Genomic DNA, 13706 nt, shown 5'->3' with positions numbered 1-13706 from the left:
CCATGTTTGTAGCCAGAGATGCCAAGGGAAAATTGGTAAATGCCCTCGAAAAAGACGTGACAAGACAAGATTATACTTGTCCAGCCTGTGGGGGCGGACTACGATTACGCCAAGGACAGAGCATTCGAACGCATTTCGCTCATGAATCTTTAAGAGATTGTATGGCTATTTTTGAGAATGAAAGTCCAGAACACTTGGGCAACAAAGAGGCCCTCTATCACTGGGCCAAGAAGGACAATCAGGTTGCCGTAGAATATAGTCTGCCCGAGATTCAGCAGATAGCAGATGTTCTCGTCAATGAGAAACTAGCTCTGGAGGTTCAGTGTAGCCCCTTGTCTCAAAAGCTTTTAGGCGATAGAAGCCAAGGATACCGTAGCCAGGGCTATCAGGTTATCTGGCTACTGGGAGAAAAACTCTGGTTAAAAGAGCGATTAACACAACTGCAAAGAGGATTCCTCTATTTTAGTCAAAATATGGGATTCTATGTTTGGGAACTAGATCTCAAAAATCAAGTTCTGAGACTCAAATATCTTCTGCATCAGGACCTACGTGGCAAGCTTCATTTTCAGGTCAAGGAATTTCCCTTTGGTCAAGGAAATCTCTTGGAAATTTTACGATTCCCTTATCAGAAACAAAAACTGTCTTGTTTTGCAGTTGTGCAAGATACCACTATCTGTCACTACATTCGCCAACAGTTGTACTACCAAACCCCTTACTGGATGAAAAAACAGGAGGAAGCTTATCATCAAGGAGACAATTTATTAAACCGTCAACTGGACGACTGGTATCCCCAAGTCAGACCAATAGAATCGGGTGATTTTTTGCAGATTGAAACGGATTTGACTAGCTATTATAGAAATTTTCAGGCTTACTATCAAAAAAATCCGAAAAATAATCGCCAAAAGCTCTATCCACCAGCCTTTTATCACTTATATTTCTCAAAAAATGTGGTAAAATAGAAAGGATGGAGGAATCTTATGGTATTACAACGACATGAAATAAATGAAAAAGATACATGGGATCTTTCAACAATCTACCCAACAGACCAAGCTTGGGAAGAATCCTTGAAAGATTTAACTGAAAAAGTACAAACAGCATCTCAGTATGAGGGGCATCTCTTGGATAGCGCAGACAGTTTGCTTGAGATTACAGAATTTTCACTTGACTTGGAACGCCAAGTTGAAAAGCTTTATGTCTATGCACATATGAAAAATGACCAGGACACGCGTGAAGCCAAGTATCAAGAGTACTATGCCAAGGCAATGACCCTATACAGTCAGTTAGAACAAGCCTTTTCATTCTATGAACCTGAGTTTATGGAGATTAGCGAAGAGCAGTATGCGGCCTTCCTAGAAGCTCAACCAAAACTCCAAGTTTACAAGCACTTTTTTGACAAGCTCTTGCAAAAGAAAGACCATGTTCTTTCGCAACGTGAGGAAGAATTGCTTGCTGGAGCAGGAGAAATCTTTGGCTCTGCTAGTGAAACTTTCGCTATTTTGGACAATGCGGATATTAGCTTCCCATATGTCCTTGATGACGAAGGCAAGGAAGTGCAACTCTCACACGGTACTTACATCCGTTTGATGGAGTCTAAAAACCGTGAAGTGCGTCGTGGTGCCTATGAAGCCCTTTATGCGACATATGAGCAATTCCAACACACTTACGCTAAGACTTTGCAGACAAATGTTAAGGTGCAAAACTACCGAGCAAAAGTTCGCAACTATAAGAGTGCTCGCCATGCAGCTCTCGCAGCAAACTTTGTTCCAGAAAGTGTCTATGACAATCTAGTAGCAGCAGTTCGCAAGCACTTGCCACTCTTGCATCGATACCTTAACCTTCGTTCTAAAATCTTGGGGATTTCCGACCTCAAGATGTACGATGTCTACACACCACTCTCGTCAGTAGATTATAGCTTTACCTACGAGGAAGCCTTGAAAAAGGCAGAAGAAGCTTTGGCAGTCTTGGGTGACGACTACTTGAGCCGTGTCAAACGTGCCTTTAGCGAGCGTTGGATTGATGTCTATGAAAACCAAGGCAAGCGTTCTGGTGCCTACTCTGGTGGTTCTTACGATACCAATGCCTTTATGCTTCTCAACTGGCAGGACAATCTAGACAATCTTTTTACCCTTGTCCATGAAACAGGTCACAGTATGCACTCAAGCTATACTCGTGAAACCCAACCTTATGTTTACGGAGATTATTCTATCTTCTTGGCTGAGATTGCCTCAACGACTAACGAAAATATCTTGACAGAGAAATTGTTGGGAGAAGTGGAAGACGATGCAACGCGCTTTGCTATTCTCAATAACTTCCTAGATGGTTTCCGTGGAACAGTCTTCCGTCAAACTCAATTCGCTGAGTTTGAACATGCCATCCACCAAGCAGACCAAAATGGAGAAGTCTTGACAAGTGATTTCCTCAATAAGCTCTACGCTGACTTGAATCAAGAGTACTACGGACTCAGCAAGGAAGACAATCCTCAGATCCAATACGAGTGGGCACGCATTCCTCACTTCTACTATAACTACTATGTTTATCAGTATTCAACTGGTTTTGCAGCTGCTTCAGCCTTGGCTGAGAAGATTGTCCACGGTAGTCAAGAAGACCGTGACCGCTATATCGACTACCTCAAGGCAGGTAAGTCTGACTATCCGCTCAATGTCATGAGAAAAGCTGGTGTTGATATGGAGAAGGAAGACTATCTTAACGATGCCTTTGCAGTCTTTGAACGTCGCTTGAACGAGTTTGAAGCTCTTGTTGAAAAATTGGGACTAGCTTAAGATGGTAGAGTCTTATAGTAAAAATGCCAATCACAATATGCGACGTCCCGTCGTTAAAGAAGAAATCGTAGAACTCATGCGGCAGCGTCAAAAGCAGGTGACAGGTTCTTTGAAAGAATTGGAGACCTTCGCTCGTAAGGAAAACATTCCAATTATTCCCCATGAAACGGTCGTGTATTTTCGATTTCTCATGGAGACCATACAGCCCAAGAACATTTTGGAAATTGGGACAGCTATCGGTTTTTCAGCACTTTTGATGGCGGAACATGCGCCAAATGCCAAGATTACAACGATTGACCGTAATCCTGAGATGATTGGTTTTGCCAAGGAAAACTTTGCCCAGTTTGACAGTCGTAAGCAAATCACCTTACTTGAAGGTGATGCTGTTGATGTTTTATCTACTTTGACAGAAACATATGATTTTGTCTTTATGGATTCGGCCAAGTCCAAGTATATCGTCTTTCTACCTGAAATCCTCAAGCACTTGGAAGTCGGTGGAGTGGTCGTCTTGGATGATATTTTCCAAGGAGGCGATGTTGCAAAGGATATCATGGAAGTCCGCCGGGGTCAACGAACCATTTACCGTGGTTTGCAAAGACTGTTTGACGCAACTTTGAACAATCCAGGTCTAACAGCGTCTCTAGTTCCACTTGGAGACGGCATTCTCATGCTACGAAAGAATGTAGCAGAAGTAGAGCTTCCTGAGAGCGAATAATTTTCAGAAAAATTTAAGAAATTATAGTAAAATAGATAAGGTAACACTTACCGTAAAAGGAGTAAAAATGAAGAAAAAACTTATGGCAGGAGCCATCACACTTTTATCAGTAGCAACACTTGCAGCTTGTTCAAACAGTTCTGAAGGAAAAGATTTGATCAGCATGAAGGGCGATGTGATTACAGAACATCAATTCTTTGAAGAAGTAAAGAACAATCCAACCGCACAACAAGTCTTGCTCAATATGACTATCCAAAAAGTATTCGAACAACAATATGGATCAGAGGTAACGGATAAAGATGTGGATGACGCCGTTGCTGAAGAACAAAAGAAATACGGTGATAGCTATAACAGCGTGCTTCAACGTGCAGGTATGACACCTGAGACTCGTAAAGCTCAAATCCGTACTAGCAAATTGGTTGAATTGGCGGTTAAGAAGGCCGCTGAGAGCGAATTGACAGACGAAGCCTACCAAAAGGCTTTTGAAGCGTACACACCAGATGTAACTGCTCAAATCATCCGTATGGACAATGAAGACAAGGCAAAAGAAGTACTTGAGAAAGCTAAAGCAGAAGGTGCGGATTTTGCTCAGTTGGCAAAAGACAACTCTAACGACGACAAAACAAAAGAAAATGGTGGAGAAATCACTTTTGACTCTGCTTCAACAGAACTTCCAGAACAAGTCAAGAAAGCAGCCTTTGCCTTGGATGTGAACGGGGTTTCTGATGTGATTACAGCTACTGGAACACAAGCCTACAGCAGTCAGTTCTACATCATCAAAGTAACGAAGAAAACAGAAAAATCTTCTAATACAGAGGATTACAAAGAAAAATTGAAGACCATCATCTTGACTCAAAAACAAAATGATTCAGCCTTTGTTCAAGGAGTAATTGGTAAAGAATTGCAAGCAGCAAACATCAAGGTTAAAGACCAAGCCTTCCAAAACATCTTCACCCAATACATCGGTGGTGGTGATTCAAGCTCAAGCACTAGCTCTTCATCTAACTAAGAACTTAAAATACAAATCTCAAGAGAGGTTTGTATTTTTTATGCTTGAAACTAGAAAATGAGTAAAATTCGAAGGATTAAAGGATAAGAGTTTTTTTCTTTCTGAAAAAGTGGTATAATAGCAATCAAAACTAGAAAATAAAACGGAATTGGGAACAGAAGTGTCTGTTCCTATTAGAGTGGTGAAATATGAAAATTAGTAAAAGGCACCTACTAAACTATTCCATTTTGATTCCTTACTTCCTTTTATCGATTTTGGGGCTGATTGTGGTGTACTCGACAACGAGTGCAACCTTGATCGAAGAAGGAAAAAGCGCTTTTCAATTGGTGCGAAACCAAGGGATCTTCTGGATAGCTAGTTTGATTCTGATTGCCTTAATCTATAAATTAAAATTAGGTTTCCTAAGAAACGGACGTCTCATCTTTATCGTAATGATTGTGGAGATGGTTCTTTTAGCTCTTGCACGACTGGTCGGAACACCTGTCAATGGAGCATACGGATGGATTTCTGTAGGACCTGTAACGATTCAGCCTGCAGAGTACCTTAAGATTATCATCATCTGGTACCTGGCACATCGATTTTCAAAACAACAAGATGAGATTGCGGTTTATGACTTCCAGGTTTTGACACAGAATCAGTGGCTACCTCGAGCTTTTAACGACTGGCGTTTTGTTCTGCTAGTTCTGATTGGTAGCTTGGGAATTTTCCCAGACTTGGGAAATGCGACCATCTTGGTCTTGGTGGCGCTCATCATGTATACCGTAAGTGGGATCGCCTATCGTTGGTTCTCGACCATTCTGGCTCTCTTGGCAGGGAGCTCAATGTTAGTCTTGTCTGTCATTCGCTTTGTTGGGGTTGAAAAGTTCTCTCAAATTCCTGTATTTGGTTACGTTGCTAAACGTTTTAGTGCCTTCTTTAATCCCTTTAATGACTTGGCGGGTGCAGGACACCAGCTCGCAAATTCCTACTATGCAATGGTAAATGGAGGCTGGTTCGGACTGGGACTAGGGAATTCCATCGAGAAGCGTGGTTATCTGCCAGAAGCCCATACGGATTTTGTCTTTTCGATTGTCATCGAGGAGTTTGGATTCGTTGGAGCCAGTATGATTTTGGCTTTACTCTTCTTCTTGATTTTGCGAATCATCTTGGTTGGTATTCGAGCAAAGGATCCCTTTAACTCCATGGTTGCTATTGGTGTCGGAGGAATGATCCTTGTTCAGGTCTTTGTCAATATTGGTGGGATTTCAGGGTTGATTCCTTCTACAGGGGTAACCTTCCCCTTCCTTTCACAAGGTGGGAACAGTCTATTGGTATTATCCGTGGCCATCGCGCTTGTACTGAACATTGATGCAAGTGAAAAACGTGCCAAACTTATCAGAGAATACGAGAATCAAACCGATGAAAATCTGTAAGGATTGAATGGAAAGGAAAGTATATGTCTCTTCAAAAATTAGAAAACTATAGTAATAAAGCAGTCGTCCAAGAAGAAGTCTTGATTCTGACTGAGCTATTAGAAGATATCACAAAAAATATGCTAGCGCCTGAAACCTTTGAAAAGATTATCCAGTTGAAGGAATTATCAACTAGCGAGAATTATCAAGGGTTAAATGACCTAGTGACCAGTCTTTCGAATGAAGAAATGATTTACATTTCACGCTATTTCTCTATCCTTCCACTTTTGATTAATATTTCTGAGGATGTGGATTTGGCCTATGAAATCAATCACCAAAACAATGTGGACCAAGATTATTTAGGAAAACTATCTACAACGATTAAGATGGTAGCTGAAAAAGAAAATGCAGCCGAAATTTTAGAAAAGTTAAATGTCGTTCCTGTCTTAACCGCCCATCCAACACAAGTACAACGCAAGAGTATGCTGGATTTGACCAACCATATCCATACGCTTTTGCGCAAGTACCGTGATGTCAAACTCGGTTTGATTAATAAAGAAAAATGGCACACAGATCTCCGTCGTTACATTGAAATTATCATGCAAACGGACATGATTCGTGAGAAGAAATTGAAAGTAACCAACGAAATCACCAACGTGATGGAGTACTACCAAAGTTCTTTCCTGAATGCTGTTCCACGTTTGACAGCTGAGTATAAGAAACTAGCTAAAGAACAAGGTATCGAGCTTCAGCATCCAAAACCGATTACCATGGGGATGTGGATCGGAGGAGACCGTGATGGAAATCCTTTCGTAACAGCGGAAACCCTAAACAAATCAGCCTTGACTCAGTGCGAAGTCATCATGAACTACTATGATGAAAAGATTTATAATCTTTATCGTGAGTTTTCACTGTCAACCAGCATCGTGAATGTCAGCGACAAGGTCCGTGAGATGGCGCTGAAGTCACAAGACAACTCGATTTATCGCGAAAAAGAACTCTATCGTCGTGCCCTTTTTGATATCCAAGCTAAGATGCAGGCAACCAAGGCTTACTTGATTGAAGACAAAGACCTTCAGCCTAGATATGCCACTGCAGATGAATTCTATCAAGATTTGTTGGCCATTCGCGATTCTCTCCTTGAGAATAAGGGAGAATACCTAATTTCAGGAGAATTTGTCGAGTTGATGCAAGCTGTCGAAATTTTTGGTTTCTACCTTGCTTCTATCGATATGCGCCAAGACTCTAGTGTTCATGAAGCTTGTGTGGCTGAATTGCTAGCATCTGCTGGCATCAACGACCATTATAGCGATCTGTCAGAAGACGAAAAATGTACCCTCCTCTTAAAAGAGTTGGAAGAAGATCCTCGTATCCTCTCAGCGACTCATGCTGAAAAGTCAGAACTGCTTGAAAAAGAACTCTCTATCTTTAAAGCTGCGCGTAAGTTGAAGGATAAACTGGGTGAAAACGTCATTCGTCAAACCATCATTTCGCACGCAACAAGTGTATCCGATATGTTAGAGCTAGCCATTATGCTTAAGGAAGTCGGCTTGGTGGATGCCCAAAAAGCCCGCGTTCAGATTGTTCCCCTCTTTGAAACAATCGAAGACTTGGATCACTCAGAAGAAACCATGAGAAGATATTTCTCTCTTCCTTTGGCTAAAAAATGGATTGCTTCAAAAGACAACTACCAAGAAATCATGCTTGGCTACTCTGATAGTAACAAGGACGGTGGTTACCTATCATCATGTTGGACATTATATAAAGCTCAACAACAACTGACTGCTATTGGGGATGAATTTGGCGTTAAGGTTACTTTCTTCCATGGTCGTGGTGGTACTGTGGGTCGTGGTGGTGGACCAACTTATGAAGCCATCACATCTCAACCACTTAAGTCTATTAAGGACCGTATCCGTCTGACTGAACAAGGAGAAGTGATTGGAAACAAATACGGTAACAAAGACGCTGCCTATTATAACCTTGAAATGTTGGTTTCTGCAGCCATTAACCGTATGATTACCAAGAAGAAGAGTGATACCAATACATCAAATCGTTACGAAGCAATTATGGACCAAGTAGTGGACCGTAGTTATGATATCTATCGTGATTTGGTCTTTGGAAATGAACATTTCTATGACTATTTCTTTGAATCCAGTCCGATTAAGGCTATTTCAAGCTTCAATATCGGTTCGCGTCCAGCAGCTCGTAAGACCATCACTGAAATTGGCGGTTTGCGTGCTATTCCTTGGGTCTTCTCATGGTCACAAAGCCGTGTCATGTTCCCTGGATGGTACGGAGTTGGATCAAGCTTTAAAGAGTTTATAGATCAAGATCCGAAGAATATCGAGTTTCTTCGAGATATGTACCAAAACTGGCCTTTCTTCCAATCTTTGCTTTCCAATGTAGACATGGTCTTGTCTAAGTCTAATATGAACATTGCTTTTGAATATGCCAAGCTCTGTGAAGACGAAGAAGTACAAGCTATCTACTACACTATTTTAGATGAATGGCAGTTGACTAAGGACATTATTTTAGCTATCGAAGGTTATGACGAACTCTTGGCAGAAAACTCTTACCTAAAAGACAGTCTAAACTATCGTATGCCTTACTTTAATATCCTGAACTACATCCAGTTGGAGTTGATCAAACGTCAACGTCGCGACGAATTGTCAGCTGACGAAGAAAAACTGATCCATACAACTATCAACGGAATTGCAACCGGTTTACGTAATTCAGGCTGATATTCTACAAACTTCCTCTTTTATAAAGGGGAAGTTTTTGAATTGTTTAAAAAATTCTAAAAATAAGCTTGACAAGTAGTTGAAAAATGATATAATTTAAACATTCAGAAAGTAATCATGCTCATTTTTTAGAGAGTCTGTGGTTGGTGAAAGCAGATAGATGAAATTGATGAAATTGGGCTGAATGTACTTAAGAATTTGAAATCATAAAAATTCGGTGAGCACACCTTACAGTGCAACTCGTTATTGCGAGAAAGAGCGATAGGGATATTCCCTATAATTGAGGTGGCACCGCGCATCGACGTCCTCACACAAGTTTTTTGTGTGAGGACTTTTTCTATGGGGAGGAAAGATATTGGAATTTAAACGATGGCATCGCTTGATGATGTGATTTAAAAAGTTAAGGTAAAAGAATTAAGGAGAAAGAAAAATGAAAAATAAACGTTTGATTGGAATTGTCGCTGGATTAGCAGTATTGGTGGTGGCTAGCTTGATTTATTCATCAATGAACAAACCAGCAGCTAAGGAAGAGCAAAAGGTCGCTAAGGTTGGTGTCCTTCAATTTGTTAGTCACCCATCCTTGGACTTGATTTACCAAGGAATTCAAGATGGACTAGCTGAAGAAGGCTATAAGGACGACCAGGTAAAAATCGACTTTATGAACTCTGAAGGCGATCAGAGCAAGGTTGCAACCATGAGTAAACAATTGGTTGCTAATGGAAACGATGTTGTTGTTGGGATCGCAACACCAGCTGCTCAAGGACTTGCTAGTGCTACAAAAGACCTACCTGTTATCATGGCTGCTATTACAGACCCAATCGGTGCTAACTTGGTCAAAGATTTGAAAAAACCAGGTGGCAACATCACAGGGGTGTCAGACCATAACCCAGCTGAACAGCAAGTAGAGTTGATTAAAACCCTCACACCAAATGTCAAAACGATCGGAGCTCTCTACTCAAGCAGTGAAGATAACTCAAAATCACAAGTTGAAGAATTCAAGGCTTATGCTGAAAAAGCAGGTTTGACAGTCGAAACATTTGCCGTTCCATCAACCAATGAAATTGCTTCAACAGTCAATGTTATGACCAGCAAGGTCGATGCGATTTGGGTTCCAATTGATAACACCATCGCATCCGCATTTTCAACAGTTGTTTCAAGCAACCAAACAGCTAAAAAGCCAATCTATCCAAGTGCCACTGCCATGGTAGAAGCAGGTGGATTAGCATCTGTAGTAGTTGACCAACACGATCTTGGAGTGGCTACTGGTAAGATGATTGCCAAAGTATTGAAAGGTGAAAAACCAGCTGATACGCCAGTTAATGTCTTTTCAACTGGTAAGTCAGTGATTAACAAAAAACTAGCGCAGGAACTTGGTATCACCATTCCTGAGTCCGTTCTAAAAGAAGCAGGACAAGTGATTGAATAAAGATAAAGGAGGAGCTGGACACATCTCCTCCCATTTTTACTAAAGAAAGAAATGAGTGAAAGATTATGATAGTATCCATTATTTCACAGGGGATGGTCTGGGCGATTCTAGGTTTGGGAATCTTTATGACTTTTCGAATTTTGAATTTTCCAGATATGACTACTGAAGGTTCTTTTCCTCTAGGGGGAGCAGTAGCTGTAACCTTGATAACACAGGGAGTCAATCCATTCTTAGCGACCTTAGCTGCAGTAGGAGCGGGCTGTCTAGCTGGAATGGCGACGGGACTCTTATATACCAAAGGAAAAATCCCAACCCTCTTATCAGGGATTCTGGTCATGACTTCCTGCCATTCCATCATGCTCATGATTATGGGGCGTGCCAATCTGGGGCTTCTTGGAACTAAACAAATACAGGATGTCTTGCCTTTCGATTCAGATCTTAACCAACTCCTGACTGGATTAATCTTTGTAGCTCTTGTTATTGGCCTTATGCTCTTTTTCCTTGATACCAAACTAGGTCAGGCCTACATCGCTACAGGTGACAATCCCGATATGGCTCGTAGCTTTGGTATCAATACGGGTCGTATGGAACTTATGGGTTTGGTTCTCTCAAATGGGATTATCGCGCTTGCAGGAGCCTTAATTGCTCAACAAGAAGGATACGCGGATGTTTCTCGAGGAATTGGCGTGATTGTCGTAGGGCTTGCTAGCTTGATTATTGGTGAGGTTTTGTTCAAGAGTTTGACTTTGGCAGAGCGACTCATGACCATCGTTGTAGGGTCTATTGCTTATCAGTTCCTCGTTTGGGGAGTGATTGCTCTTGGGTTTAATACAAGTTATCTTCGTTTGTACAGCGCCTTGATTTTGGCAGTTTGCCTCATGATTCCAACCTTCAAAAGCAAATACCTGAAAGGAGTCAAGTTTAGCAGATGACAGCAATTGTAGAATTAAAAAATGCCACCAAAGTCATCACGAATGGCTTTGACGAGGAAAAAATCATTCTGAATGATGTTTCTCTTGAAATTTTTGAACATGATTTCATTACTATCCTAGGTGGAAATGGAGCAGGGAAGTCAACGCTTTTTAACACTATTGCAGGTACCTTGCCCTTAACAAGTGGAAGTATCCGTATCATGGGCGAGGATGTGACGCATTTTTCACCTGAAAAGCGGGCTAAGTACTTGTCTCGTGTTTTTCAGGATCCTAAGATGGGTACGGCTCCCCGTATGACGGTGGCGGAAAATCTCTTAATTGCCAAGTTTCGTGGTGAGAAGAGAGGACTCCTGCCTAGAAGGCTATCAAGTCATCGGGAAGAGTTTCAGGCTACCATTGAAAAAGTGGGAAATGGGCTTGAGAAACATCTAGATACTCCGATTGAGTTTCTATCAGGTGGTCAACGCCAGGCCTTGAGTCTCTTGATGGCAACCTTGAAGCGACCAGAGTTGCTCTTGTTGGATGAACACACAGCAGCTCTTGACCCAAAAACAAGTGTTGCCTTGATGGAGTTAACAGATGACTTTGTCAGCAAGGATCATCTAACAGCCTTGATGATTACCCACCATATGGAGGATGCACTGAAGTATGGAAATCGTCTGATAGTCATGAAGGAAGGTCGTATTATCCAAGACCTCAATAAAGAAGAAAAAGCTAAGATGAAAATCTCAGACTACTATCAATTATTTGAATAGATGAGTGAAGTAACCATCAAAAAATAGTGAAAATTAACTTAGAAACATGGAAGTGTTTCTGAGTTTTTTATCACCTCTTTCTATCTAGAAAAATAAGGCAAAGAGAATTACGGAAAGCGTATGAAATGGTTTACTTTTTTTCAGAAATGAGCTATACTAGTTTACGTGAAACTATGATAAGATGGAGGTATTGTGTATGGTTGACAAGCAAGTCATTGAAGAAATCAAAAACAATGCCAACATTGTGGAAGTCATAGGTGATGTGATTTCTTTACAAAAGGCTGGACGGAACTATTTAGGGCTCTGTCCTTTTCATGGTGAAAAGACCCCTTCTTTCAACGTTGTGGAAGACAAGCAGTTTTATCACTGTTTTGGCTGTGGTCGTTCAGGAGATGTCTTTAAGTTTATCGAAGAATACCAAGGTGTGTCCTTCATGGAAGCCGTTCAGCTCTTAGGAGAGCGCGTCGGTATTCAACTAGCTACGCCGGTACAGTCTCGTCCCCAACAAACTTCCCCTCATCAAGCTCTATACGATATGCATGAAGAAGCTGCCCGTTTTTACCATGCCATCCTCATGACGACAAAGATGGGAGAAGAAGCAAGGGCTTATCTCTACAAACGCGGATTGACAGATGATGTTCTGAAGCACTTCCAGATTGGACTAGCTCCAGCAGAGAGAACTTATCTCTATCAACGTTTGGCTGACAAGTTTGAGGAAAAGGATTTATTGGATTCGGGCTTGTTTTATCTGTCAGATGGTAATCAATTTTATGATACTTTCTTTGGACGGATCATCTTTCCTTTGACCAATGACAAGGGACAGGTCATTGCCTTTTCAGGTCGTATCTGGCAAGAAACGGATAGTCAGACTGCCAAATATAAAAATAGTCGCTCGACTGCAATTTTTAACAAGAGTTACGAATTGTATCATTTGGACAAGGCAAAAAAGGGAACAGGTAAGATTACAGAACTCTATCTGATGGAAGGCTTCATGGATGTGATCGCGGCCTACCGTGCTGGTATAGAAAATGCTGTAGCTTCCATGGGAACAGCCTTAAGCAAGGAGCATGTTGATCACCTCAAACGCTTTACCAAAAAGATAGTTCTCAGCTATGATGGTGACAAGGCAGGGCAGGCAGCAACAGCCAAGGCTCTAGAGGAGTTAAAAGACTTCTCAGTTGAGGTTGTCCGAGTACCTGATGCCATGGACCCAGATGAGTATTTGCAAAAGAATTCTGCTGAAGACCTGGCTTACCTTTTAACCAAGACTCGGATTAGTCCTATAGAGTTCTATATTCACCAGCTAAAGCCTGAAAATAGTGATAACTTACAGGCGCAAATCGAATTCATTGAAAAGATTGCGCCCCTAATCGCCAAAGAAAAGTCTATCACTGCCCAGAATTCTTATATCCACATTTTGGCGGATAATCTACCTTCTTTTGATTACCAACAGGTGGAGCAGATTGTAAATGAAAGTCGGATTGTCCAGAGGCAGGAAAGAGTCAAAGAGGAGCAACCTCCAGCAGCGATTACTTTACCTGTAACGCGGCAACTGACAGCAGTCATGAGAGCAGAGGCTCATCTCCTCTATAGGATGGCTGAGAACCCAGTTGTGTTAAATGACTACCGATTAAGAGAAGATTTTTTCTTTGATACCCCAGAATTTCAGATTCTTTACGAATTATTAAGTGAGCAGGGAGAAGTCGGCTCAGAGGAACTTTCTCATCAGACGCCTGAGGTTGAAAATGCTTGGTACCACGTGCTTAGTCTGGATTTGCCAGCTGAGATGTCGCCTCAAGAGCTAGCGGAAGTCGAAGCGACTCGAAACCGTGCCCTCCTCAGCAAGGACAATTTAAGAATTAAAAAGAAAGTGCAGGAAGCTAGTCATGTAGGAGATACAGACACAGCCTTGGAAGAATTGCAACGATTGATTTCCCAAAAGAGAAGAATGGAGTAA

At 41.5% G+C, this 13706-nt stretch carries 10 protein-coding genes and 1 other annotated feature; all 10 genes read left to right on the top strand.

Features of this window, described 5'->3' with window-relative positions; translation table 11 throughout:
* The first annotated feature begins 2 nt into the window (after nucleotides 1-2).
* The 10 genes from O3655_RS02165 to dnaG all read left to right on the top strand — a co-directional run bounded on the left by O3655_RS02165 (nucleotide 3) and on the right by dnaG (nucleotide 13706).
* Nucleotides 3-959, top strand: coding sequence for a competence protein CoiA (locus O3655_RS02165; protein WP_049477507.1), 957 nt, complete (start codon nucleotides 3-5; stop codon nucleotides 957-959).
* An 18-nt stretch (nucleotides 960-977) separates the two neighbouring features.
* The gene (gene pepF, locus O3655_RS02160) at nucleotides 978-2780 is read left to right on the top strand and encodes an oligoendopeptidase F (RefSeq protein WP_049477506.1); all 1803 of its coding nucleotides are present in this window, start codon (nucleotides 978-980) and stop codon (nucleotides 2778-2780) included.
* 1 nt (nucleotide 2781) lies between these two features.
* Complete coding sequence (locus O3655_RS02155; protein WP_308697089.1) at nucleotides 2782-3495, top strand: O-methyltransferase; 714 nt, start codon at nucleotides 2782-2784, stop codon at nucleotides 3493-3495.
* A 67-nt stretch (nucleotides 3496-3562) separates the two neighbouring features.
* Nucleotides 3563-4504, top strand: a complete 942-nt coding sequence (prsA, locus tag O3655_RS02150) for a peptidylprolyl isomerase PrsA (protein WP_084944480.1) — start codon at nucleotides 3563-3565, stop codon at nucleotides 4502-4504.
* 188 nt (nucleotides 4505-4692) lie between these two features.
* On the top strand, nucleotides 4693-5916 hold the full coding sequence (gene ftsW / locus O3655_RS02145) for a cell division peptidoglycan polymerase FtsW (protein ID WP_000703342.1): 1224 nt from the start codon (nucleotides 4693-4695) through the stop codon (nucleotides 5914-5916).
* A 23-nt stretch (nucleotides 5917-5939) separates the two neighbouring features.
* Nucleotides 5940-8636 carry a phosphoenolpyruvate carboxylase gene (ppc, locus tag O3655_RS02140; RefSeq protein WP_371641134.1) on the top strand — a complete coding sequence of 899 codons (2697 nt, stop codon included), beginning with the start codon at nucleotides 5940-5942 and terminating at the stop codon, nucleotides 8634-8636.
* A 96-nt stretch (nucleotides 8637-8732) separates the two neighbouring features.
* Nucleotides 8733-8948 (top strand) — a binding site (T-box leader).
* 118 nt (nucleotides 8949-9066) lie between these two features.
* Entirely contained in the window at nucleotides 9067-10062 is a 996-nt protein-coding gene (trpX, locus tag O3655_RS02135) for a tryptophan ABC transporter substrate-binding protein (protein WP_049479003.1), read from the top strand.
* A gap of 65 nt (nucleotides 10063-10127) precedes the next feature.
* Nucleotides 10128-10994, top strand: a complete 867-nt coding sequence (locus O3655_RS02130; RefSeq protein WP_038805101.1) for an ABC transporter permease — start codon at nucleotides 10128-10130, stop codon at nucleotides 10992-10994.
* On the top strand, nucleotides 10991-11749 hold the full coding sequence (locus O3655_RS02125) for an ABC transporter ATP-binding protein (RefSeq protein ID WP_000125419.1): 759 nt from the start codon (nucleotides 10991-10993) through the stop codon (nucleotides 11747-11749). Before O3655_RS02130 ends, O3655_RS02125 begins: the two co-directional genes overlap by 4 nt.
* 196 nt (nucleotides 11750-11945) lie before the next feature.
* Nucleotides 11946-13706 carry a DNA primase gene (gene dnaG / locus O3655_RS02120; protein ID WP_042902351.1) on the top strand — a complete coding sequence of 587 codons (1761 nt, stop codon included), beginning with the start codon at nucleotides 11946-11948 and terminating at the stop codon, nucleotides 13704-13706.

It is taken from the genome of Streptococcus sp. 27098_8_70 (assembly GCF_041432215.1).
GTDB lineage: Bacteria > Bacillota > Bacilli > Lactobacillales > Streptococcaceae > Streptococcus > Streptococcus oralis_CP.
Note: the sequence above shows the minus strand (reverse complement) of the source record. Positions and strands in the feature narration are given on the sequence as shown.